The 21,920-nt window shown below is 69.8% G+C and carries 22 protein-coding genes and 1 pseudogene; 7 read left to right on the forward strand and 16 right to left on the reverse strand.

Annotated elements, in window-relative coordinates:
- Positions 1–192: 192 nt before the first annotated feature.
- The 4 genes from MKK75_RS01230 to MKK75_RS01245 all read left to right on the forward strand — a co-directional run bounded on the left by MKK75_RS01230 (position 193) and on the right by MKK75_RS01245 (position 4,795).
- Positions 193–1,866, forward strand: a complete 1,674-nt coding sequence (locus MKK75_RS01230; protein WP_244040818.1) for an electron transfer flavoprotein-ubiquinone oxidoreductase — start codon at positions 193–195, stop codon at positions 1,864–1,866.
- 79 nt (positions 1,867–1,945) lie between these two features.
- Positions 1,946–2,404, forward strand: a complete 459-nt coding sequence (locus MKK75_RS01235; RefSeq protein ID WP_244040819.1) for a hypothetical protein — start codon at positions 1,946–1,948, stop codon at positions 2,402–2,404.
- The gene (locus MKK75_RS01240; protein ID WP_244040820.1) at positions 2,401–2,784 is read left to right on the forward strand and encodes a hypothetical protein; all 384 of its coding nucleotides are present in this window, start codon (positions 2,401–2,403) and stop codon (positions 2,782–2,784) included. Before MKK75_RS01235 ends, MKK75_RS01240 begins: the two co-directional genes overlap by 4 nt.
- A gap of 142 nt (positions 2,785–2,926) precedes the next feature.
- Complete coding sequence (locus tag MKK75_RS01245) at positions 2,927–4,795, forward strand: tetratricopeptide repeat protein (RefSeq protein WP_244040821.1); 1,869 nt, start codon at positions 2,927–2,929, stop codon at positions 4,793–4,795.
- A 42-nt stretch (positions 4,796–4,837) separates the two neighbouring features.
- Here the strand turns inward: MKK75_RS01245 and MKK75_RS35995 are convergent, their stop codons facing one another.
- Complete coding sequence (locus MKK75_RS35995; protein ID WP_244040822.1) at positions 4,838–5,143, reverse strand: GIY-YIG nuclease family protein; 306 nt, start codon at positions 5,141–5,143, stop codon at positions 4,838–4,840.
- Positions 5,144–5,540: 397 nt separating this feature from the next.
- Between MKK75_RS35995 and MKK75_RS01255 the strand changes: the two genes are divergently transcribed.
- Positions 5,541–7,214, forward strand: a complete 1,674-nt coding sequence (locus MKK75_RS01255) for a formate--tetrahydrofolate ligase (protein ID WP_244040823.1) — start codon at positions 5,541–5,543, stop codon at positions 7,212–7,214.
- 208 nt (positions 7,215–7,422) lie between these two features.
- On the opposite strand, the gene MKK75_RS01260 is transcribed toward MKK75_RS01255, so the two are convergent.
- The 3 genes from MKK75_RS01260 to MKK75_RS01270 all read right to left on the reverse strand — a co-directional run bounded on the left by MKK75_RS01260 (position 7,423) and on the right by MKK75_RS01270 (position 10,255).
- A complete protein-coding gene (locus MKK75_RS01260) occupies positions 7,423–7,992 on the reverse strand; it encodes a hypothetical protein (RefSeq protein WP_244040824.1) in 570 nt (189 codons plus the stop codon).
- Positions 7,989–8,765 carry a hypothetical protein gene (locus tag MKK75_RS01265; RefSeq protein ID WP_244040825.1) on the reverse strand — a complete coding sequence of 259 codons (777 nt, stop codon included), beginning with the start codon at positions 8,763–8,765 and terminating at the stop codon, positions 7,989–7,991. Before MKK75_RS01265 ends, MKK75_RS01260 begins: the two co-directional genes overlap by 4 nt.
- 122 nt (positions 8,766–8,887) lie before the next feature.
- Positions 8,888–10,255, reverse strand: coding sequence for an 8-oxoguanine deaminase (locus MKK75_RS01270; protein WP_244040826.1), 1,368 nt, complete (start codon positions 10,253–10,255; stop codon positions 8,888–8,890).
- Between the two features lie 252 nt (positions 10,256–10,507).
- Here MKK75_RS01270 and MKK75_RS01275 point away from each other — a divergent pair.
- Both MKK75_RS01275 and MKK75_RS01280 read left to right on the forward strand, forming a co-directional pair.
- Positions 10,508–11,002, forward strand: a pseudogene (locus tag MKK75_RS01275) (MarR family winged helix-turn-helix transcriptional regulator); the annotation flags it as partial.
- 110 nt (positions 11,003–11,112) lie between these two features.
- Positions 11,113–11,820 carry a response regulator gene (locus tag MKK75_RS01280; protein WP_244040827.1) on the forward strand — a complete coding sequence of 236 codons (708 nt, stop codon included), beginning with the start codon at positions 11,113–11,115 and terminating at the stop codon, positions 11,818–11,820.
- A 22-nt stretch (positions 11,821–11,842) separates the two neighbouring features.
- On the opposite strand, the gene MKK75_RS01285 is transcribed toward MKK75_RS01280, so the two are convergent.
- The 12 genes from MKK75_RS01285 to MKK75_RS01340 all read right to left on the reverse strand — a co-directional run bounded on the left by MKK75_RS01285 (position 11,843) and on the right by MKK75_RS01340 (position 21,583).
- Positions 11,843–12,079, reverse strand: a complete 237-nt coding sequence (locus MKK75_RS01285) for a hypothetical protein (protein ID WP_244040828.1) — start codon at positions 12,077–12,079, stop codon at positions 11,843–11,845.
- 101 nt (positions 12,080–12,180) lie between these two features.
- Complete coding sequence (locus MKK75_RS01290; protein ID WP_244040829.1) at positions 12,181–12,999, reverse strand: 2-keto-4-pentenoate hydratase; 819 nt, start codon at positions 12,997–12,999, stop codon at positions 12,181–12,183.
- Positions 13,000–13,117: 118 nt separating this feature from the next.
- The gene (locus MKK75_RS01295) at positions 13,118–14,104 is read right to left on the reverse strand and encodes a Brp/Blh family beta-carotene 15,15'-dioxygenase (RefSeq protein ID WP_244040830.1); all 987 of its coding nucleotides are present in this window, start codon (positions 14,102–14,104) and stop codon (positions 13,118–13,120) included.
- Between the two features lie 5 nt (positions 14,105–14,109).
- Positions 14,110–14,862 (reverse strand): bacteriorhodopsin, encoded by a 753-nt coding sequence (locus tag MKK75_RS01300; protein WP_244040831.1) that lies wholly within the window; start codon positions 14,860–14,862, stop codon positions 14,110–14,112.
- Positions 14,863–14,984: 122 nt separating this feature from the next.
- Positions 14,985–15,863, reverse strand: a complete 879-nt coding sequence (locus MKK75_RS01305) for a TIGR01459 family HAD-type hydrolase (RefSeq protein ID WP_244040832.1) — start codon at positions 15,861–15,863, stop codon at positions 14,985–14,987.
- A 146-nt stretch (positions 15,864–16,009) separates the two neighbouring features.
- On the reverse strand, positions 16,010–17,203 hold the full coding sequence (locus MKK75_RS01310) for an alpha/beta hydrolase family esterase (RefSeq protein WP_244040833.1): 1,194 nt from the start codon (positions 17,201–17,203) through the stop codon (positions 16,010–16,012).
- Positions 17,204–17,378: 175 nt separating this feature from the next.
- Positions 17,379–18,101 (reverse strand): DNA polymerase III subunit epsilon, encoded by a 723-nt coding sequence (dnaQ, locus tag MKK75_RS01315; RefSeq protein WP_244040834.1) that lies wholly within the window; start codon positions 18,099–18,101, stop codon positions 17,379–17,381.
- Positions 18,102–18,172: 71 nt separating this feature from the next.
- Positions 18,173–18,388, reverse strand: a complete 216-nt coding sequence (locus MKK75_RS01320; protein WP_244040835.1) for a hypothetical protein — start codon at positions 18,386–18,388, stop codon at positions 18,173–18,175.
- A 69-nt stretch (positions 18,389–18,457) separates the two neighbouring features.
- Positions 18,458–19,096, reverse strand: a complete 639-nt coding sequence (gene coaE, locus MKK75_RS01325) for a dephospho-CoA kinase (RefSeq protein WP_244040836.1) — start codon at positions 19,094–19,096, stop codon at positions 18,458–18,460.
- Positions 19,093–19,956 carry a shikimate dehydrogenase gene (locus MKK75_RS01330; RefSeq protein WP_244040837.1) on the reverse strand — a complete coding sequence of 288 codons (864 nt, stop codon included), beginning with the start codon at positions 19,954–19,956 and terminating at the stop codon, positions 19,093–19,095. The genes coaE and MKK75_RS01330 overlap by 4 nt, the downstream gene beginning before the upstream one ends.
- The gene (locus MKK75_RS01335; protein WP_244040838.1) at positions 19,953–20,957 is read right to left on the reverse strand and encodes a cation diffusion facilitator family transporter; all 1,005 of its coding nucleotides are present in this window, start codon (positions 20,955–20,957) and stop codon (positions 19,953–19,955) included. The genes MKK75_RS01330 and MKK75_RS01335 overlap by 4 nt, the downstream gene beginning before the upstream one ends.
- 14 nt (positions 20,958–20,971) lie before the next feature.
- Entirely contained in the window at positions 20,972–21,583 is a 612-nt protein-coding gene (locus MKK75_RS01340) for a Maf family protein (protein WP_244040839.1), read from the reverse strand.
- Between the last annotated feature and the right edge of the window lie 337 nt (positions 21,584–21,920).

Below are 21,920 nucleotides of genomic sequence, written 5' to 3' on the forward strand. Positions count from 1 at the left end.
TCGAGGCGGCTTCGCCGCACCTCAGGATGAGGGGGTGGATGGGATCACCCCGTACCCCCTCCGGTGCGGCAAAGGGAACTTTGCCGTAAGCCTGGGCGTCGGCAACTTGCCTTTCTAGCTTGGAATCGCTTGAGACGGCAGCATGAGGGTCGCCGCGGCGACTTCCGCGAACAAGAACAAGGAGAGGCGAGGATGGCGCTGCCCGAACGCGAGAGCATGGATTTCGACGTGGTCGTGGTGGGCGCAGGCCCCGCCGGGCTCGCCACCGCGATCCGCCTGAAGCAGCGCGCCGCCGAAATCGGCGAGGAGATCTCGGTCGTCGTCGTCGAGAAGGGCTCGGAGGTCGGCGCCCACATCCTGTCGGGGGCGGTGATCGATCCGATCGGCCTGGACCGGCTGCTGCCGGAGTGGCGCCAGGATCCGGAGCGGCCGCTGAAGACGGCGGTCGAGCGCGACGAGTTCATGATGCTCACCAAGAACAGCGGCATCACCCTGCCGAACGTGTTCTTCCCCAAGCTGATGTCGAACCACGGCAACTTCGTCGGCTCGCTCTCGAACGTCTGCAAGTATCTGGGCGCCCAGGCCGAGGCGCTCGGCGTCGAGATCTATCCGGGCTTCCCGGCCGCGGAGGTGCTGTTCGACGGGAACGGCGCGGTGGCGGGCGTCGCCACGGGCGATCTCGGCATCGGCAAGTCCGGCGAGCCGCGCGACGACTACACAAGCGGCATGGAATTGCGCGGCAAGTACACGGTGTTCGGCGAGGGCGCCCGGGGCAACCTGACCAAGGGGCTGATCCGGCGCTTCGAACTCAACCGGCACAGCGACCACTTCAAGTACGGGCTCGGCGTGAAGGAGCTGTGGCAGCTCGCCCCCGGCAAGTTCGAGCCCGGCCTCGTGCAGCACACGATGGGCTGGCCGCTGCCCAACAAGGCCGGCGGCGGCTCCTGGCTCTACCATTTCGACGACCACCTGCTCTCGGTCGGCTTCGTCACGCACCTGAACTACGAGAACCCGACCCTGTCGCCGTTCGAGGAGTTCCAGCGCTTCAAGACCCACCCGATGATCGCCGAGACCTTCGAGGGCGCCAAGCGCATCGGCTACGGGGCGCGGGCCATCATGGAGGGCGGCTGGCAGTCGGTGCCGAAGCTGGTCTTCCCGGGCGGCTGCCTCGTCGGCTGCTCGGCCGGCTTCGTGAACGTGCCGCGGATCAAGGGCTCGCACAACGCGCTGCTCTCCGGCATGCAGGCGGCCGACGCCATCGCGGACGCCCTGAAGGCGGGCCGCGCGGGCGACGAGCTCGCCGCCTACGAGGCCGGCTGGCGCGACAGCCCGATCGGGCAGGACCTGAAGGCGGTGCGCAACGTCAAGCCGCTCTGGTCGCGGTACGGCACGCTGGTCGGCGTCGGCCTCGGCGGGATCGACATGTGGGCGACCACGATCCTCGGCGCCTCGCCGTTCGGGACGCTCGCGCACGGCAAGCCGGATCATGCCTGCCTCAAGCCGCTCGCCGAGGTGACGCCGATCGTCTACCCGAAGCCCGACGGCAAGCTGACCTTCGACCGGCTCTCCTCGGTCTACCTGTCGAACACCAACCACGAGGAGGATCAGCCGCCCCACCTCAAGGTCCGGGACCTCGAGCTGCAGAAGCGCTCCGAGCACGACGTCTACGGCGGCCCCTCGGGGCGCTACTGTCCGGCGGGCGTCTACGAGTGGGTGGAGGATGCCGCGGCCTCGGACGGCGTGCGCTACCAGATCAACGCGCAGAACTGCGTTCACTGCAAGACCTGCGATATCAAGGACCCGAACCAGAACATCGACTGGGTGACCCCGGAGGGGCCGGGCGGGCCGAACTATCCGAATATGTGAGGGGGATGATTGGCGACGGCCGAAACATCTGCGCTTGGAAACCTGGCTCGCGAAACTAGGATCGGTGCCAGGGGTCGGGATGGCGGAAGTCTTCGTCTCGGAGCAGATCGGTGCGCAGGTCGTCGTGTTCTCGCACGACCATTGTCCACCCCATATCAGCGCCCTTCAGCGCCGTCAGGCCTGGACGGCACGCATCAGGTTCTCGTTCGTTACTGACGTGGTGGCGCTTTGGGATGTCGAGCCACTCCGCAACGCGCCGCGACGGCGCGCGGTGGGACTGCTTCTCGATGAGGTACAGGATCGTCTCGCGGTCTGTCGGCGGTGCTGGTGGTCCATCCAGGGCACGACTTGCCTCGAAGGGCGGTTGGCGACGGCAGAGAATCACGCGACAGGATCCCTCACGCTCCTGTCGCGCCGCCATGGAAAGACTCGACAGGTGCGCACGGCCTCCTACGAACCGGACAGCGAGGATTTGAGGCTCGTCTTCAGCGACGGCTCGAAGATGGCGATCAAGGCCGGAACAGGGACAGAGGCATGACGCGCCACGTCGTTTCAGAGGCGGACCTTGAGCACGCGCTTGAGCAGGGACGCGCCCGCTCCGTGCGCGAGTTCCGGGCCAGTGCAGTCAGCTACTGGCCGGATCACGATGCCGTCGCGATCCTGACCGAGCGGCATGGCGGATTTCTGATCCCCCGCGTGTCGATCGAACCCCTGCGGGAGGTCGACATCTCCGCTTTGTCACGCCTCGAACTCTGGCCAGGGGGCGCCGCCTTCGCGATTGCGGATCTTGACATTCACGTGAGCGTGCACGGGCTTTTGACGGCCACGCTGCCGGCCATGATCCCGTCCGATGTTCTTTCGAGCCTGCTCGGCGCGCGCGGTAGCCGTCGCCGGAAGCCGGCGCCCGAGCCCGCCTGACCTGGATCACCCCCCGCGCCATCCTTTCGCCTTGCGGGGCTGGCGGGATGGGTCCAGTGTCCCCGGCGTTTTTCCGGGGATAACCCGCCATTCTCGCGTCCGGCCCCTTGGCGGCCCGGCGCCCAGGAGCCGCGATCGGTTCATGATGACATCCCGCGCCCGCCGGAGCGTCTCGGCGCTCGCCCTGCTGCTCGCCGCCGGTCTGCCGCAGACCGTGCTGGCCGCGCAGCCGAAGGAATCGACCCCGGTGCTCGATTACGAGCCCGCGGATTCGCTGGAGGGCAACTTCCTCTCGGCCTACATCGCGGGCGCGGCCCGGGACACGGCGGCGGCCGCCACCTTCTACCGCGAGGCCGTGAAGGCCGACCCGCGCAACGCGGAACTCGTCGAGCGCGCCTTCATCTCGCTCTTGGCCGACGGCGCCCTGCCGGACGCGTTCCGCACCGCCGAGAAGCTGATCGCCCGCGATCCGACCAACGGGCTCGCCAACCTCTCCCTCGGGGTGCGCCAGATCAAGGCCGGCCAGTGGGCCGCCGCCCGCCAGAATTTTTCGAAGAGCGGCCGGGGCGCGGCGACCGATCTGACCGCCACGCTGCTCACCGCCTGGTCGTATGCCGGGGCGGGGGACGGCAAGAAGGCGCTGGAGACCGTCAACAAGCTCCGCGGCGAGCGCTACTACAACACCTTCCGCGACTACCATGCCGGCCTGATCGCCTCGGTGACCGGCGACAACGCCGAGGCCGAGCGGCGCCTCAAGGCCGCCTACGACGCCGACCACAACACCCTGCGCATCGTCGACGCCTACGCGCGGCTCGAAGCCAGCCTCGGCCGCACCGACCTCGCGATCCAGGCCTATTCGGATTTCGACCAGCTCTCGCCCCGGCATCCGCTGGTGCGCGACGCCCTCGACAAGCTCAAGGCCGGCAAGCCCCTCACGCGGCTGATCGCCAACGCCCAGGAGGGCGCCGCCGAGGTGCTGTACGGGCTGGGCTCGGCAGGCTCGACGCAAGGCGACGAGCTGCCCGCCGTGATCTACCTGCGGCTCGCCCTCTACCTCGCCCCCGACCATGCACTGGCCCGGCTGACGCTCGCCGACACGCTCGACCGGATGAAGCAGCCCGAGCGCGCCAATGAGGCCTACGCGCAGATCCCGGCCAATTCCCCACTCAAGCTCAACGCCGACATCCAGGTCGGCCTGAACCTCGAGCAGATGGGCAAGAGCGACGAGGCGCTGGAGCACCTCGACGCGACCATGAAGGCCCATCCCGACGACATCGACGTGATCACGGCGCTCGGCAACGTCCAGCGGGCGCGCAAGAACTACGAGGAGGCGGCCGCCACCTACACCCGCGCCATCGATCTGATCGGCGACCGGCCGCAGGCCAATTACTGGACAACCTACTATTTCCGCGGCACCGCCTACGAGCGCGCCAAGCAATGGCCGAAGGCCGAGGCCGACCTCAAGAAGGCGCTCGCCCTGGTGCCGGCCAGCCAGCCGGCCGCCAAGGCGCAGGTGATGAACTACCTCGGCTATTCCTGGGTCGACCAGAACACCAACATCGACGAGGCGTTCAAGCTGCTGCAGCAGGCGGTCGAGGCGAGCCCGCGCGACGGCATGATCGTGGACAGCCTCGGCTGGGCCTATTACCGCCTCGGTCGCTGGGACGACGCGGTGCGCGAGCTCGAGAAGGCGGTCGAGCTGAAGCCCGGCGACCCGACGATCAACGACCACCTGGGCGACGCCTACTGGCGCGCGGGCCGGCGGCTCGAGGGCAAGTTCCAGTGGCAGCACGCCAAGGACCTGAACCCCGAGCCGGACGACCTCGCGCAGATCAACGCCAAGCTGAAGGACGGCCTGCCTGAGATCGAGAAGCCGACCGCCACCGCCGAGACGGTGCCGGCCCCGGTCGCCGCCCCGCACAATGCCGAGAACCCGGAGCTTCCGAAGGGCGCGCCGCAGCCGCACGAGGCGCCGGGTGCCGCCGACAAGGCCAAGAAGTCGGGGGGGTGAGTGCCCCGGTCGCGCGACGGGCGATCATCCAAACAATCCCCCTCATCCTGCAGTGCCCGCGTCAGCGGGCCTCGCAGGCGCCCTCCAGACGACACTGTGACCTCTGGAGGGCTCCTTCGAGGCCTCCGCTACGCTCCGGCACCTCAGGATGAGGGGGATTGTTTGGATGGCGGCTGCGCGGTCGAACTGTTCAGCATAGACCAGCGTTCCAGGCCGGCGCCGACTGGTATAACCGGGATACATGCCGGCCTGATGCTCGCTCAGCCGCTTGTCCAGGCTCTCGCCGCGAGCAGAACCGACATAGTCACTGCCGTCGGAGCAGCGCAACCTATACACAAAGGCTGCCACGACCCGATTCGCTCCGGCGGAGGAGGAAAAGCCTAGCAGGATCGACGATCCAGCGCTCTCCCCTCATCCTGAGGTGCCGGAGCGCAGCGGAGGCCTCGAAGGAGACCTCCAGCCAGCCGCGCGATCCCTGGAGGCCTCCTTGAGGGCCGCCGACGCGGGCACCTCAGGATGAGGGTAAGGGAAGGAAAGCCGGCCCGGCGCCGTCCTGCGGGCCCACTGCGAAGCTGCGAACCAAAAAACTTGTTTTGTCCGCCAGCTCATAAAAATCGACGCGCATTTCCCCTCCGTTTGACGCACACTGCGCAGCCGTTCGCGGGCGGCCGCCTGCAGGGCTGGACATCCGCACGGCAACAGCCGGCGGCGGGCCGAGAGCCCGTGACTCAGGGAGGGAACGCCCATGCCGTCAGACATCGAGATCGCCCGCGCCGCGACCCTGAAGCCGATCGGGCAGGTCGCCGAGCGCCTCGGCATCCCGGATGACGCGCTCCACCATTACGGCAAGCACATCGCCAAGATCGACCATGGCTACATCGCCGGGCTCGAGGGCAAGAAGCCCGGCAAGCTCGTGCTGGTCACCGCGATCTCCCCGACGCCCGCGGGCGAGGGCAAGACCACCACCACGGTGGGCCTGGGCGACGCCCTGAACCGCATCGGCGAGAAGACCATGATCTGCCTGCGCGAGCCCTCGCTCGGGCCGTGCTTCGGCATGAAAGGGGGTGCTGCCGGCGGCGGCAAGGCGCAGGTCGTGCCGATGGAGCAGATCAACCTGCACTTCACCGGCGACTTCCACGCCATCACGGCGGCCCACAGCCTCGCGGCCGCGCTGATCGACAACCACGTCTACTGGGCGAACGAGCTCAACATCGACGTGCGCCGCATCCACTGGCGCCGCGTCGTCGACATGAACGACCGGGCGCTGCGCCAGATCACCCAGTCGCTCGGCGGCGTCGCCAACGGGTTTCCACGGGAGGACGGGTTCGACATCACGGTCGCCTCCGAGGTGATGGCGGTGTTCTGCCTCGCCAAGGATCTCGCCGACCTGGAGGAGCGCCTCGGCCGGATCGTCATCGCCGAGACCCGCGACCGCAAGCTCGTCACCCTCAAGGACGTGAAGGCCACCGGCGCCATGACGGTGCTGCTCAAGGACGCCCTGCAGCCGAACCTCGTGCAGACGCTCGAGGGCAACCCGGCGCTGATCCATGGCGGCCCCTTCGCCAACATCGCCCATGGCTGCAACTCGGTAATCGCCACAAGGGCGGGCCTGCGGCTCGCCGACTACACGGTGACGGAGGCCGGGTTCGGTGCCGATCTCGGCGCGGAGAAGTTCCTGGACATCAAGTGCCGGCAGGCGGGCCTCACCCCCTCGGCGGTCGTGGTGGTGGCGACCATCCGCGCCCTCAAGATGCATGGCGGCGTCGACAAGAAGAACCTCGGGGCCGAGAACATCGGCGCCCTGGAGAAGGGGTTTGCCAATCTCGCCCGGCACGTCACCAACCTGCGCGGCTTCGGCCTGCCGGTGGTGGTGGGCGTCAACCACTTTTATGCCGACACCGATGCCGAGCACGCCAAGCTCAAGGAACTCTGCCGCGAGCGGCTCGACGTCGAGGCCATCACCTGCCGCCACTGGGCGGAGGGCGGGGCCGGCGCCGAGGAGCTGGCCCACGCCGTGGTGAAGCTCAGCGAGGCCGAGCCGGCGCCGATCCGCCACGCCTACGAGACCGAGGCGCCGCTCTCCGAAAAAATCCGGACCATCGCCACCAAGCTCTACGGCGCCGCCGACATCCAGATCGAGACCAAGGCGGCCCAAAAACTCGCCGCCTTCGAGAAGGACGGCTACGGCAACCTGCCGATCTGCATGGCCAAGACGCAGTACTCGTTCTCCACCGACCCGACCCTGATGGGCGCGCCGGAGGGGCATATCGTGGGCGTGCGCGATGTCCGGCTCTCGGCCGGCGCCGGCTTCGTGGTGGCGATCTGCGGGGAGATCATGACCATGCCGGGCCTCCCCCGGGTGCCCGCCGCCGACACGATCCGGCTGGACGCCAACGGGCAGATCGACGGGCTGTTCTGAGGGATATTCACTGCTGTGCAGATTAATGTGCCGTTCTGGATTCAAATTCAGGACGGTGCGCAAACATCGGCCGGCAGCGGCGTATGGTTATCAGGTAAGCGTGTGCAGCAAACAAAAATGCATCGTCGACGAAAGAAACTTGCCCTGCTACGCCGCAGCATTCATGTTGTAATCACCAGATGCGATGTTTATAGACACACTTTCTTGTTCAATATTCCTCAGGAATATCTGGAGGCGGACTAAGATCAAGGGGAATTTGTGCATCACTTAAGGTGGGGAGTGGAAGATCTGCGACGCGTCTCGTTTCAAGATTGAATCGTGCGGCATATTTAGCTAACCCATCATCGTCGGTCACAATATAATCTGCGCGCTCGACTTTGGATATGGCAATAATCTGCTGATCAAATTTAGCTTTGGCCTTTGTTTCAAGTGCTGATCGACGCTGTCTTGAGGGTAGTTCATTCAGAAGCTCGCGCTGCATGAACGCATATTCCAGCGCAGCCAGTTTCTCGAAATCGGCAACTCGGAATCCACTCAGTCTCTCGAAAATCTGGAGATATCGATTGACAGATGTGGGATCAATCCGCACGGCCGCTTCAGTAAACGCGGGCGTCGGAATGACGAGACGCCCACCTTTCGACTTGCCTACCCTGGATGCAAGATAAGCAAGTCTGTCCTGCGCGCGCTCTACACGCATATTGGCAACCCGATCGAACGGACCAGCAGCTTCCCGATCAAGAAGTGTTATCAGTGCTGTGGCATCAAGTGCGACGATCACAGATCACCGTCATCGGGTTGCGTACGGCGCGCGTCCAGCAGGGAAGTGATAGGATCTGCTTCCAAGTGCCACTCACTACCCCGAACGTCGCGTAGTTCCTCCACAGCTTTCGCCAGATCGTCAAAATCTGCAAGCTTCTCGAAACGTGAGACACGAAAGTTGACGACCGACCAGGCACCGTCATCGCCTCGTCTCCAAGATCCGGTGCCCCATAGACGAACGGTTGGACCGAACAGCAGATGACCAAGTTGGCGACCAAGATCCCGGTTGGTTACAATATTAGTATGGAGCGTATCACCATCTTGAAGCTGCAAATGAACCGTCTCGTCTTTTCCGCCGATTCGGATCAATTCGCCATCCAAGAAGCCCGCTCGGCGGACCGCCCCGAAATCCACTGGTTCTGAGCGACTGCGACCAGGGAACACAATTAGAATCTTACTCGCTTCCAAATTCTGCGCTGGCGTCACTACTTTCACCGTAGCGCGGGCATTGTCGATCGCTAACATTCGATCGACCGTTTCGAAAGCCCGTCTGAGGTCCTTGGGGGCGTCCAGTCGATTAACAGCAGCCAAGCGATCAAGCACCCTGGGTACTGCAGGCTCGTCAATGCGCGAGACGAGCACTGCACTGCCTTTTCGGATACGCTTGAAATGAACGTTTGCATGCTCTCCGTAGAGAACTGCCAACTCGATAAGATACTCTCCGAGACGCTGCATAGGCAGCGTACTCGGGTTCCAACTGTCAGCGATCCTGAATACGACCTCGGTGCTCATCCTTCTACAATCCTGCCGGACGGCCTGGGCTGTTGCAATCCGCTATGCAACTGACGTGTGGTTTCGTCACGGCTTAGCCCAAGCGATCCAAGAAACAAAAGATTCTACAGCACCGCGCCTCGTCATGTCGCCCCGAATAGCGCCACCGCCAGTCGCGAATGATCCTTGCGCAGGCGACCCACATCGACCCCCAGCGGCTGCCCGTCGATCACCCGCCAGCGCCCCGCCACCATCACGCGGTCGGCCCGGGTGGCGCCGCACAGGACGAGCGCCGCCAGCGGGTCGTGGGCGCCGGAGAAGCGTAACTCGTCCAGGGTGAACAGCGCGAGATCTGCCTCCCGCCCCGGCTCGATCCGCCCGATATCGGAGCGGCCGAGGCACGCGGCCGAGCCCTCGCTCGCCCAGCGGAGCGCATCGAGATGCGTCACCGCCTCAGCGCCGTAGGTCAGCCGGCTCAGCATCACCGCGTGGCGCACGCCCTCCATGAGGTTCGAGCTGTCGTTTGAGGCCGAGCCGTCGACCCCGAGCCCCACGGGGGAGCCCGCCGCCTCCAGCTCGCAGGTGCGGCAGCGGCCCGACGCCAGGGTCATGTTGGAGGTCGGGCAGTGGCACACGCCGACCCCCGCCTTGCCGAGCCGCGCGACCTCCGCGTCGTTGAAATGGATGCCGTGGGCGAGCCAGACCCGGTCGTTCAGCCAGCCGACCGCCTCCAGGTACTCCACTGGCCGGCACTGGAACATCGACTGGCAATAAGCGTCCTCGTCGAGGGTCTCGCCGAGATGGGTGTGCAGGCGGGCTCCGTGGCGGGCGGCGAGGTCCGCGCTCTCGCGCATCAGGCGTTGCGTCACCGCGAACGGCGAGCAGGGGGCGAGCCCGATCTGCACCATCGCACCGGGGGCGGGGTCGTGGAACAGGTTCAGCACCCGCTCGCAATCGGCGAGAATCGTGTCGTCGTCCTGTGTCAGCGCCGCAGGCGGCAGGCCGCCCTCCCGGTCGGACAGGCTCATCGAGCCGCGGGTGACGAAGGCGCGGATGCCCAGCGCCCGGGCCTCGTCCACTTGGACGTCGACCGAATCCTCCAGCCCCTTCGGGAACAGGTAGTGGTGGTCGCCCGCCGTGGTGCAGCCCGAGAGCAGCAGCTCGGTATAGGCCACCCGGGTGGCCAGCCGGAACGCCTCCGGGGTGATCCGCCCCCAGACCGTGTAGAGCGCCTTCAGCCAGGGGAAGAGCGGCTTGTTGATCGCGATCGGATGGGCGCGGGTCAGCGTCTGGAAGGCGTGGTGGTGGGTGTTGATCAGCCCCGGGATCACCACGTGGCGCGACGCGTCGAAGGTCTCGTCCACCGGGCGGGCGGGCCGGGCGCCCGCCGGCACCAGTTCGGCGATCCGGGTGCCCTCCACCACGATCCCGCCGGCCGCCCCCGCGGCCAGGATGGCGAGCGGGTCGCGGATCCACAGGCGGTTTGATGCCGGTTCAGCTGCTTGCGCCATGCGTCCGACCGCCCTCGTTTGCCCCGACGGTCCTGCGTAGCGGAGCGGGCGGACAACCCGCAACAGCCCGGTCGCCGGGGCGGCGAGGGTTGACGGGCCACGGCCGCCTTGAGAAACGTCACGGGGACTGACCTATCACCCGTTGGGAGCGGCCGCGCCGTGACACGGACAGCCCCGCGCCAAGAGGCTTTAGGCCAAGAGGCTTTAGGCCGAAAGGCTTTGCGCCAAGAGGCTTTGCGCCAAGAGGCCTACCTGGAGACCTTCGCGGCGAACCCCCGTCCGGGCGCCGCGCCGGCCGCCCTCGGCAGCGACGACCTGATCGAACTCCTGTTCTTCGCCTACCGCGACTTCGTGGGCGATCCCGACCGGATCCTGGCGGCCTACGGCTTCGGACGGGCGCACCACCGGGTGCTGCACTTCGTCGACCGCTATCCGGGCCTCACCATCGCCGAACTGCTCGACATCCTGCGGATCACCAAGCAGAGCCTCAACCGGGTGCTCAAGGACCTGATCGGCCAGGGCTACGTCGCGCAGAAGCCGGGCGCGAGCGACCGGCGCCAGCGCCTCCTGTACTGCACGGATGCGGGGGCGGAGCTGGCGGCCGACCTGACCCGCGTTCAGGCGCGCCGCCTCGCCCGGGCGCTGGCCGCGCCGGATTCCCGGGGCTCCCCGGAGGATTTCTTGATGGCGATGATCGAGCCCGAGGATCGGCCCGCGGTCCGGAGCCTGATGGCGCGGCGCGGGACGCGCGCGCGCTCCGCCGACGCCGGCTCGGCGCAGGAGAGCGCGGCACAACAAAGACTGAGAGCCGTTCCCGGTCGCGACGCGATCGGAAACGGCTCCGGCGGGGGCGGCGCATGAGCCATCCCGTCCGGGCCGACCTGCCCGACGAGGCGCCGCACGTCCTCGTGGTGGACGACGACCGCCGCCTGCGCGAGTTGCTCGCCCGCTACCTGACCGACCAGGGGTTCCGGGTCACCGCGGCGGCGAGCGCCGCCGAGGCCCGGGCCCGGGCCCAGAGCGTGGTGTTCGACGCCATGGTGCTCGACGTGATGATGCCGGGCGAGAACGGCTTCGACTACGCCCGCAGCGTGCGCGAGACCTCCCGGGTGCCGATCCTGATGCTCACCGCCCGCTCGAATCCGAACGACCGCGTGATGGGCCTGGAGATCGGCGCGGACGATTACCTGCCCAAGCCGTTCGAGCCGCGGGAGCTGACGCTGCGGCTCAGCAACATCATCAAGCGCAGCCCGCGCCCCCGCGAGGCGGCGGCCGAGACGGTGACCTTCGGGCCCTTCGCGTTCCGGATCGACCGGGGCGAGCTGCGCCGGGACGACGAGCTGATCCGCATCACCGAGCGCGAGCGCGAGATCCTGACCATCCTGGCGCTGGCCGGCGGCGCCAACGTGGAGCGCGAGCAGCTCGCAGGCCCCGGGGGCGCGGCGGCCGAGCGCACGGTCGACGTGCAGATCAACCGCCTGCGCCGCAAGACCGAGGTCGACCCCGCCAACCCGGTCTTCCTCCAGACGGTGCGGGGGGTGGGCTACCGGCTGGCGGTGGACTGAGCGGCCCGCGGCCCGGGGCCGATCACACGGCGCGCGGCTCGTCGGGTTTCAGCTTGAGCGCCTTGGCGATCCGGGTCGACAGGCCGCCCACCAGGGCGACGGCGGCCCGTGGCTCGGCCAGGCCGCGCACGGCCTCCAGCGCCGCCTCGGCATCGGGTTTCATCACCGCGTAGACCACCGGGCGCGACGCCTTGCGGGGGCGCTCCGGCGTCACGGCGACGAGGAAGGTGGTGTAGCGTCTCCGCGGGCGGCCGGGCATGCTCCCGGATGTGGCATGTCGGCTAAGCATCGCCAAGGCCTGACTCCCGAAGCCGGCGCGGGGTGCGTCGCGGAACCCGCCGATCATCCGTATCGGCCGCGTCAGATCAAGCCGAGATCGATATCGGGCAGCGGCAATCCGTCGATCCGGGTCTGCCAGCGCTGACCGGGCGCCACCGGCAACGCGTCGGTCAGGGTGCCGGTGGTGATGATCTCGCCGGCCGCGAGGGGCGGGGATACGGAATCGTTAGCCAGCACATCGACAAGATGGCCGAGGGCGGCGAGGGGGCCTGAGCCCATCACGTTCCGGCCGCTGCCCGTCTCGGCGCGCGATCCGTCCCGCAGGAGATCGATCGAGACCGTCTCGAGCCCGCCGATCCAGCGCGGCCGCTCCGCGGCGGCGATCGGGACCCGCGCGCCAACCACCAGCAAACCGTGCAGCCCGAAGGCCGCGACCGTGTCGGGGGCGGTGAAGCGCCAGCCAGGATAGAGGGACTGGACGATCTCGAAGCCGGCCGCCGCCCAGGCGACGCACCCGATCAGGGCCGCGGCGTCCATGCCGGGCTCCGGCGTTCGGGCGAGCCCGAACACGATCTCCGGCTCGATGCGCGGCTCGACGAAGGCGGCGAGCGCCACGGGCCCGGCCAGGGCGGAGCGGTCGCGCAGGGTCGTGTCGTAGACGTGGCCCCAGATCGGCGCCCGGACGCCGTACCGGTCCCACAGGGTGGTGTTGGTGAAGCCGATCTTGCGGCCGACCACGCGCTCGCCCCGGGCGGCGCGCAGGCGGCGTATCTCCTCGGCGACCCGGTAGGCGGCCGGCAGATCGAGGGCCGGATCCCAGCCGGTCAGCGGCGCGATCGAGCGGCGATGCTCGTGGGCGGCCAGGATGGTCCGGGCATGGGCGGCGGCGGGGATGGTCATGGGGGTGCGGCTTCCGATATCGACGGCGCGCGCTCGCCGCGCGCATCGGTTGCCCGCCGCGGCTGGAGCGTGGCAGGGCCGGTCGAGGCCGGCGGCGATGACCGCTGAAGCGCCGCGGTCACGGCATCGCCCGGAGGACGGACGGACGCGCGGAGCGGGCCGCGACGTGATCGAGGAGGATGTGAGGCACGGTGAGGGCCGACAGCATCTGGAGCGTCACGGTCAGGAGGTTCGCCGCCGCGTCCGGGGCGCCGGCGGCATAGAGCGGCCACAATCCGGCACCGAGCCCCAGGGTCAGGGCGAAGATCGGCAGCGCGGCGCGGACGGCGCGCGGCATCGTGTCGATGCCGGGTGCCTTCGTGGGATCGCCCACCAGCGCCAGCATGTGCCGGGGTGCATGGAGGCCGACGAAGTACAGGGTGAAGGCCGTGAGCGGGGGCAGCACCAGGAAGGCGGCGGCCAGGACGGCCAATTCGGTGAGAACCGCCGGACGGGGCCGGCAAATCAGAAGCCAGGCCGCCGCCAGGGCGAGCCAGAGCCAGGCTGCCGCCGACCACCAGGCGGGGAGCTCCGGCATCGGCACGCGCGCCACGACCGCGAAGAGGTCCGCCGTCTCCCTCGGGTGCAGCAGCGCCGGCAGGGCGATCGGAAGCCCCCCGCGCACGAGCGCCTCGACCGGCCGGCCGGGGCCGGCATCCTCCGTGCCGAAATGCAGGACCGACACGGCCAGGAACGCCGCCAGGGTGGCCAGGGGCAGGGCCTGCCAGGCCAGCAGCACCGAACCCGCGAGCCCGAGATACGGGACCGCGAAGACCGGGAACCACGCCCGGCCATAGCGGGGCCACAGCAGGGGCGCTGCCACCGCGCCGTCCAGGGCTCCGTGAGGGACCCCGAGGACGATCACCACCGCCAGCGCCACCACCCAGGCGACGTCCCGCGGCAGAGACGCGGAGGCGATCAGCCCGAGCGCGACCAGCGTACCGGCACCCTGCACCAGGCGGGGCCCCGATAGGGCCTGCACCAGGCGGGGCCCCGATAGGGAGAGGCGGTGGCGGCGCGCGCCGGCCGCATCCCCGGGGAGGGCGACGGACGAGCGGGCCGCCATCCGCGTCAGGCCGCCCGGCGCAGGGGCGTGGCGGCGACCGGCCCGTCCTTCAGGTCGCGATCGACGGCGCGGGTCGTCTCCAGGGTCGCCATGATGCCGTAGACGACCTTGGCGGTCAGATCGAGGATCGCGATCACCGCCAGGGCGACGGTCGACGACAGGAGGCCGAGGCCGTCCTGACCGACAAGCAGCACGACCGGGTAGGCACACCAGACGCCGGTGAGGAACACGGCATTGCGCAGGAAGGCCTTGCGCACGTCGGCCCGCTCGCCGGCGTTCTCCTCGCGCAGCTGCACGAAGATCCCGTAGAACACCGCCAGGAAGGCGCCGCACGAGATCGCGAACCACGTCCACTTCACCCAGGCGACGTCGGATAGGCCGAACGCGAAGGCCGTCACGATCATGATCAGGTCGGAGCCGACCAGCCCCCAGACGACGGCCGGCCGGCGCATGCCGGAATGCATCGCGGTGCGCGACAAGCCGACGAGCAGCAGGGGCGTGGTGAAGGTCCAGTCGATGTAGCGCGCGAAGTAGAACTGGCGCGCCGCCTCGGCCGCGTCGGGACCGGCGGGCAGGACGAGGCTTCCCTGGCCGGTGGCCATGGCGAAGTAGGAGCAGGCTGCGATGATCGGCACGATTCCGTGGATGATCCCGTCGGCCTCTTCGGCGGGCGTCCGCCGCTTGGCCAGGACCAGGATCGCGGCGGCTCCCGCCGCCATGCCGGCAAAGCCCACCCACAACCAGAATTGAGGCGTCATCGAAATCCCGTTGTCCATGGATGAAAGGTCTGCACGCGAACGTTGCGGCGCCTGTCCAATGGGCTTCGGACGGGATTGTTTCGGGGATCGGTGTCGCAGCCGGAAGCCGCGCGGCGTGTCGCCTACCAGACCAGCCGCTCGATCACGGCATCGGGATGCACCGCCTGCCGGCCGAGCCACGCCGCCACGTCACCCAGTCGGTGGTGGTCGGCCGTGACGCCGAGTTCCTCCGCGTGGATGCCCCGGGCGACCAGCAGGCTCGCGATGCCGAACCCCCGTGCCCCCGCGATGTCGGTGCGGATCGCGTCGCCGATCGCCAGGACCCGGGCCGGATCGACCGGGGCGCCAGTGAGGTCGCCCCCCTTAGCGAGGGCCGCCTCGTAGACCGGCCGGTGCGGCTTGCCGGCATAGACCACCGGGCCGCCGAGTTCCGCATATGCCGCCGCCAGCAGGCCCGCGCAGGGGATCAGGCGGTTGCCGCTCTCCACCACGAGGTCGGGATTGGCGCAGATCATCGTCAGCCCGCGGGCGGCGAGCCGCGCCAGCTCCGGCCGGTAATCGTCGGCGGTCTCGCTGCGGTCGTCGAACAGGCCGGTGCAGACCACGAGGTCGGCCTCCCCCTCCGGCACGAGGCTGAGGTCGAGGCCCTGGAAGATGCCGAGGTCCCGCTCCGGCCCGATATGGCGGATCCGGGCGCCGGGCCGCCCGGCGATCAGGCCGCGGGTGAGGTCGCCCGAGGTGAGGATCGCGTCGTAGGCCTCTCGCGGCACGCCGAACCGGTCGAGGATGCGCCCCACCCCGTCCCCGGGCCGGGGGGCGTTCGAGACCAGCACCACCCGGCGCGGCCGGTCTCCGGCCAAGCCGCGGAAGCGGATCAGCGCTTCGCCGGCGGCTCTATGGGCCGTCTGGCCGTCATGCAGCACGCCCCAGACATCGCAGAGGATCAGGTCGTACCGGTCGGCGATCGCGGCGAGGCCGTTCAGGGTCGGGATGGCGGTCATGGACAGTCCTGGTTTCAAAAGGTCCGGGACCTTTTGCGGGTGCGGGGCAGAGCCCTGCAGTCGAGCTTCGCTCGATCGTCGGGCGAAGCCCGACATCGGGGCTCCGCCCCGATACCCCGCCAAAGGGCTCGCCCTTCGGGAACCCCTTACCGGCGTTTCGGGCCTAACCGATGTTCGGCGAAGAAGTCGAGCATCGCCCGGGAGGCGTCGGGGCCCTCGCGATCGGTGTAGCTGCCCTCGGGGCGGCCGCCCGACCAGGCGTGGCCGGCGCCGCGCACCCGCCAATCCTCCACCATCACCCGGCCGGAGGAATCCCGGTAGCGGGTGCGGGTGAAGGGATGGCCGCGGCCCTCCAGGGTCTCGGAGCGCGCGGTCAGCCCCGCCACGTCGGCCTGCGCCAGCACCTGATCGGCATTGCGCACGCTCACCGTCCCGTCATCCTCGCCGTGGAAGACGATGGTGGGCACGCGGGTGGCCGCGGCGGGTGCGCCGAACGGCGTCGTCTTGGCGAGCCCCGGCGCCCCGACCTGCATGGCCATCAGGGCCGAGCCGAGGTCCCGGGCGCAGCCGGCCGCGAGGCCCGAATGCACCCCCACGGCGGCGTAGAGATCCGGATAGGCCCGGGCGATGTTGAGGGCGGCCGCCCCCCCCGCCGACAGGCCCGCGATGTAGACCCGGGCCGGGTCGATCGGGTGTTCGGCCAGGATCGCCCGGGTGAGGCCCGCGATGATCGCCGGCTCGCCCGAGCCGCGGGCCTGATCCCGGGGATCGTACCAGTTCCAGCAGCGCTGGGCATGGGCCTGCCGGCTCTGCGCCGGATAGGCCACGAACACGCCCGCGCGCTCGGCGAGGGTGTTCATGCCGGTGCCGGCGGCGAAATCGTCCGGGTTCTGCGTGCAGCCGTGCAGCATGACGACGAGCGGAGCCCGGGCGTCCGGGCGGCTCGGAATGAACAGCTTGTAGTCACGGCTGCCGGCGGCCTCCGCGTGGCTCAGGGCCACGAAGCTGCCGCCTGGCGGGACGGCGGGATCGGCGGCCGGCGCGGGCTGCCGCAGGGGCTTGCCCAGGCCCTTCAGGACGGGCGCGAGGCCGCGCACGACCTGGCCCACCACCTCGCGCACCCGTGGGCCGGACTCCGCGACCGGATCCCCCGCCGTGCCGGCCGGGGCCTCGTCGCGGCGGGCCTGCGGGGCACCACCGAGGCTGCGCTGGATCAGCGCGGTCGCCTCGTCCAGTCGGCCGAGGCCGGTGAGGCGGGTCGCCTCGATCATGTCGGCCCAGGGCGAGGTGCAGGACCCGTGGGTCGGCTCCCCGTCGCGGCCGCCGAGAGCGTCGGTCATGCGTGCGCGCCTCGCTGTGTCAGCATTCCCGTCACGGCTGGGACCTACGCGCCGAAGCCACCGCATGGACCATCCTCACCATCCGATCGATGGTACGCCGAGCTTGGATTGTGCGTCGCAATAAACCGCGCTCTGCTGCGCCGCAACACCCGGGGACGCGGGTCTGGCTGGCGCCTCAGGCGGGCTCGTCGGTGCCGACGTAGTCGGACCAGATCGCGGCGGCGCCGAGGCTCGCCCGGAAGGCGTCGTGGCGGGCGCGCTCGTCCTCCGTCAGACGGCTCCGGTACGAGCGGGGCGCCGCCGCGTTCGCCTGCCGGGCGGCCGATCCCGCATGGGGGGCGGTGACCGCCGCCTCCATCAGCCCGAGGCTGGTCTGCTTGCCGCCGAGCAGCTCGACATAGACCTCGGCCAGGATCTGGGCGTCGAGCAGCGCCCCGTGCTTGGTGCGCTTGGTGTTGTCGATGCCGTAGCGGCTGCACAGGGCGTCAAGGTTGTTGGCCGCGCCCGGGTGCTTGCGCCGGGCCATCGGCAGGGTGTCGACCACGTCCTCCAACCGGATCGGCTTCGGGGCGCGGTCGCCGAGCCTGGCGTATTCCATGTTGAGGAAGCCGACGTCGAAGGGCGCGTTGTGGATCACGAGCCGCCCGTCGCCGAGGAAATCCAGGAGCTCGCCGACGATCTCGGCGAAGGCCGGCTTGTCGGCGAGGAACGCGTCCGACAGCCCGTGGACGTTGAACGCCCCCTCGGAGACCGCCCGCTGCGGGTTGCAGTAGCGGTGGAAGGTCCGGCCCGTGGGGATGTGGTTGAGGAGCTCTACCGCGCCGATCTCGATCAGGCGGTCGCCGCCCCTGGCTTCCGTGCCGGTGGTCTCGGTGTCGAGGACGATCTCGCGCAGCATGGGTCTCGCGGCTCGCAGACAATGGGCAGAGCCTTAGCCTGATAGACCCTCGCGGTTAAGCTCCGGTGCCCCTACCGGGACAGGTTGCGGTAGACGCACACGCGACCCTGATCCTCGTAGCCGGCCGGGCAGGTGATGACGCAGGCGCCGGCGGCGAATTTCTTCGGCGGTGGGCAGGATGTGGCGTATTGCGCGTTGGCCGGCGCGGTCCACAGCAGCGCCAATGCGACCGCCGACAGAAGGCGGCGGGATCGGATTCGATTGTGGGCTCCAAGGCACCGTACCATCACGCCCATCCTGCGGTCAGATCGCTCCCATGCGAATTACAACCGCAGATATGTACCGGTATGGCTGCGTCATCCGTGCCCTTGGTGCGGCGGCGCACGGCCCTCCGTCAGCCGGGCGATGATCCGCGCCACCTCGGCCTCGGCGGCGGGAAACCCCTGGCCCGTGTCGATGACGAAATCCGCCCGGGCGCGCTTCTCGGCGTCGGGCATCTGCTTGGCCAGGATCGCCGCGAAGGCGACCTCGTTCATGCCGGGGCGGGCCAGCACCCGGGCGCGCTGGACCTCCGGCGGGGCGCTCACCACCGCGACCGCATCGCAGCGGCCCGCGCCGCCGGTCTCGTAGAGGAGCGGGATATCCAGGACGACCAGGGGGGCGCCTGCGTGCTGGGCCAAAAAATCGGTGCTGGCCGCCCGGACCAGCGGGTGGACGATTCGTTCGAGGGCCGCCATCCGGTCGGGGGTTCCGAGCACGGCCGCGCGCAGGCGCCCCCGGTCGACGCCACCCTCCGGGTCGAGCACGTTCGAAAAAGCCGCCCCGATCGCCGCGGCGGCCGCCCCGCCGGGTCCGTAGAGGGCGTGGACGGCGGCATCCGCGTCGTGGACCGGGACGCCGCGCCGGGCGAACATCGCCGCGGTGGCCGACTTGCCCATGCCGATCGAGCCGGTGAGCCCGAGCACCACGGGTCCGGACCCGGCCTTCGGCGTCATCGCGCGAGATCCGCCATGATCCGGTCGCGCAGGGCGGGCGTGACGGTCGGGCGCGGCCCGAACCACGCCGCGAAGCCCGGCACGGCCTGGTGCAGCAGCATGCCGAGCCCGTCCACGGCGTAGAGCCCCCGGCGGCGCGCCGCCGCCAGGAGATCGGTTTCGAGCGGCGCGTAGACGATGTCGGCCACCGCGGCCCCGGGCGGCAGGGGCGCGAGGTCGAGGGCGAGGGGCGGCTGGCCCTTCATGCCGAGCGACGTGGTGTTGACGAGGAGCCCGGCCTCGGCGAGCACCGCCGGCAGGTCGTCCCAGGCGAGGGCGTCGGCGATGCCGGGGGCGAGCGCCGCCACCGCCTCGGCCCGGGCCGGGGTGCGGTTGGCGACGCGGATGCGCCGCATCCCCCGCTCGGCCAGCCCGACCACGATCGCCCGGGCCGCGCCGCCGGCGCCCAGCACCACGGCGGTGCCGTTCCCGCGTGCCGGCCAGTCCGCCCCCAGGCTGTGATCGAGATGGGCGCAGAAGCCCGGCGCGTCGGTGTTGTCGCCGCGGATCCGCCCGTCGGGCCCGACCACCAGGGTGTTCACCGCGCCGATCTTGTCCGCCCGCGGCGTCAGGGTGTCGGCGAGCGCGCAGGCCGCCTCCTTGTGCGGGAGGGTGACGTTGCCGCCCCGGAAACCGGACTCCGGCAGCGCCCGGATAAACTGCGAAAAAGCCTCCGGGGGTACGTCCAGGCGCTCGTAGGAGCCGGCAATCCCGTGCTCGGCGAGCCAGTGGCCGTGGATCAGCGGCGAGCGCGAATGGGCGATCGGGTGGCCCACCACGAAGGCGCGAAGAAGTGGGGCGCGGGGATGCGACTCGGTCACGCCGCACAGTCCCGGGCCAGACGGCAGGCCGGGCCGCCGGCCTCCTCGATCTGCAGCGTGGCGTGGCCGATGCCGAAGCGCGTGCGCAGGCCCTCGGCGGTCTCGGTGAGGAAGCCGTTGCCGGGCTGCTGCGCCCGATACCCCTCCTCCATCACGAGGTGGACCGTCAAGGCGACGCTGGTGGTGCTCATCGGCCAGATGTGCAGGTCGTGGAGGTCGGCGACGCCGGGGCGCTCGCGCAGGAAGCCGGTCACCGCCGCGGGGGAGATCTCGGACGGCACGGCGTCGAGGGACATCGCCACGCTGTCGCGCAGGAGTCCCCAGGTCGCCCAGACCACGAGGCCCGCGACCACGAGGCTGACCGCGGGATCGAGCCAGACGAAGCCGGTGAGCTGGATCACGAGGCCTGCGATCACGACGCCGGCCGAGACCGCGGCGTCGGCCGCCATGTGCAGGAAGGCCCCGCGGATGTTGATGTCGTCCTTGGCGCCGCTGGCGAACAGCCAGGCGGTGACGCCGTTCACCAGGATCCCGATGGCGGCCACCACCATCACGGTGAGGCCGGCCACGGGCTCCGGGTGGACGAGCCGCACCAGCGCCTCCCAGATCACCGCCCCCATGGCGATCAGCAGGAACACGGCGTTGAACAGGGCGGCCAGGATCGAGGAGCCGCGGTAGCCGTAGGTGAAGCGCGCGGTGGCTTGGCGGCGCACGAGGATTGCGGCGACCCAGGCGGCTACGAGGCCTAGGACGTCCGACAGGTTGTGGCCGGCATCGGCCACCAGCGACATGGAGTTGCCGAGATAGCCGTAGACCGCCTCCACCCCCACGAAGACGGTGTTGAGCGCGATGCCGATCGCGAAGGCGGGCCCGAAATTTTTTGGCGCATGGACGTGGCCGCCATGCGCGTGGCCGCCATGCGTGTGACCACCATGCGTGTGACCACCGTGGGAATGGCCCGCGTGATCGTGGCCGCCGTGCGAATGGTCGTGTCCGGCCAAGACGGTACTCCCCTTCAGAACGCCAGATAGCCGGCGGCGCGCAGCCGCGCGAGGAGCGGCAGCAGCGGCAGGCCCAGCACCGTGCTGTGATCGCCCGCGACCGATTCGAACAGGTGGATCCCAGGCCCTTCGAGCTGATAGCCGCCGACGCTCGCCCGCACGCGATCCTCGCCGGCGCAGTCCACATAGGCCGCGATGGCCCGGTCATCGAGGGGGCGCAGGGTCAGCCGGGCGGTCTCCACGAAGGCGTCCTCGACCGCCCCGGCCAGCGCCACTGCGGAATGCAGGGCGTGGGTGCGGCCGGACAGACGGGCGAGCTGCGCCCGGGCGGCCTGCGCATCGGCCGGCTTGTGGAACACTGTGCCGTCGCGATCGAGCACCTGATCGGCGCCGACGACGAGGCGTCCGGGGAAACGGGCCGCCACGGAGTCGGCCTTGGCGCGGGCGAGGTGCAGGGCGAGGTCGGGCGGGGACAGGCCGGCGCTCTCGGCCTCCAGGGCGCGCTCGTCGACATCGGGCGCGGCGGTCTCGACCGGCAGCGCCGCGCCCTCCAGCAGGAGGCGCCGGGTCGGGCTGGTCGAGGCGAGGAGGAGCGGGTGCGGACCGGTCCAGGGCGAGCGCGGCATCGCGCCAGTGTCACGGATCCGGCATCCGGCGCAAGTCGGGCTGCGACGAGCCCCGCCGCCGGGATGGACCGATCGGCGGGGCTGTCGCGGGGCCGATACGCAACCTGGCGCCCGAAGATGACTGTGGCAGGGACGGGTTAGGGGAAGGTCAACGGCCCCATCGCGCGGCCTGGCCGATCCGTGCCGCGACGGGACACCGGAACCGCGGCTCCCGGGCCTCCGGGACCTGCGGACCGGGGGGGGGGGGGGCGCCTCACCGCCACCCGATCCGCTTGAAGAACCCCGCGATCGCCTCCGCTGCCCGGTCGGGATCCTCCCGGTGCGGGAAGTGCCCGAC

The sequence above is a fragment of the Methylobacterium sp. J-030 genome (assembly GCF_022829545.1).
In the GTDB taxonomy this organism is placed as follows: Bacteria; Pseudomonadota; Alphaproteobacteria; order Rhizobiales; family Beijerinckiaceae; genus Methylobacterium.

What these genes read in the sequence shown, in the direction of transcription:
- MKK75_RS01230 (WP_244040818.1), top strand. Translation starts at nt 193, where the DNA reads ATGGCGCTGCCCGAACGCGAGAGCATGGATTTCGACGTGGTCGTGGTG.
- MKK75_RS01235 (WP_244040819.1), top strand. Translation starts at nt 1,946, where the DNA reads ATGGCGGAAGTCTTCGTCTCGGAGCAGATCGGTGCGCAGGTCGTCGTG.
- MKK75_RS01240 (WP_244040820.1), top strand. Translation starts at nt 2,401, where the DNA reads ATGACGCGCCACGTCGTTTCAGAGGCGGACCTTGAGCACGCGCTTGAG.
- MKK75_RS01245 (WP_244040821.1), top strand. Translation starts at nt 2,927, where the DNA reads ATGATGACATCCCGCGCCCGCCGGAGCGTCTCGGCGCTCGCCCTGCTG.
- MKK75_RS01255 (WP_244040823.1), top strand. Translation starts at nt 5,541, where the DNA reads ATGCCGTCAGACATCGAGATCGCCCGCGCCGCGACCCTGAAGCCGATC.
- MKK75_RS01265 (WP_244040825.1), bottom strand. Translation starts at nt 8,765, where the DNA reads ATGAGCACCGAGGTCGTATTCAGGATCGCTGACAGTTGGAACCCGAGT.
- MKK75_RS01270 (WP_244040826.1), bottom strand. Translation starts at nt 10,255, where the DNA reads ATGGCGCAAGCAGCTGAACCGGCATCAAACCGCCTGTGGATCCGCGAC.
- MKK75_RS01280 (WP_244040827.1), top strand. Translation starts at nt 11,113, where the DNA reads ATGAGCCATCCCGTCCGGGCCGACCTGCCCGACGAGGCGCCGCACGTC.
- MKK75_RS01285 (WP_244040828.1), bottom strand. Translation starts at nt 12,079, where the DNA reads ATGCCCGGCCGCCCGCGGAGACGCTACACCACCTTCCTCGTCGCCGTG.
- MKK75_RS01290 (WP_244040829.1), bottom strand. Translation starts at nt 12,999, where the DNA reads ATGACCATCCCCGCCGCCGCCCATGCCCGGACCATCCTGGCCGCCCAC.
- MKK75_RS01295 (WP_244040830.1), bottom strand. Translation starts at nt 14,104, where the DNA reads ATGGCGGCCCGCTCGTCCGTCGCCCTCCCCGGGGATGCGGCCGGCGCG.
- MKK75_RS01300 (WP_244040831.1), bottom strand. Translation starts at nt 14,862, where the DNA reads ATGACGCCTCAATTCTGGTTGTGGGTGGGCTTTGCCGGCATGGCGGCG.
- MKK75_RS01305 (WP_244040832.1), bottom strand. Translation starts at nt 15,863, where the DNA reads ATGACCGCCATCCCGACCCTGAACGGCCTCGCCGCGATCGCCGACCGG.
- MKK75_RS01310 (WP_244040833.1), bottom strand. Translation starts at nt 17,203, where the DNA reads ATGACCGACGCTCTCGGCGGCCGCGACGGGGAGCCGACCCACGGGTCC.
- dnaQ (WP_244040834.1), bottom strand. Translation starts at nt 18,101, where the DNA reads ATGCTGCGCGAGATCGTCCTCGACACCGAGACCACCGGCACGGAAGCC.
- MKK75_RS01320 (WP_244040835.1), bottom strand. Translation starts at nt 18,388, where the DNA reads ATGGTACGGTGCCTTGGAGCCCACAATCGAATCCGATCCCGCCGCCTT.
- coaE (WP_244040836.1), bottom strand. Translation starts at nt 19,096, where the DNA reads ATGACGCCGAAGGCCGGGTCCGGACCCGTGGTGCTCGGGCTCACCGGC.
- MKK75_RS01340 (WP_244040839.1), bottom strand. Translation starts at nt 21,583, where the DNA reads ATGCCGCGCTCGCCCTGGACCGGTCCGCACCCGCTCCTCCTCGCCTCG.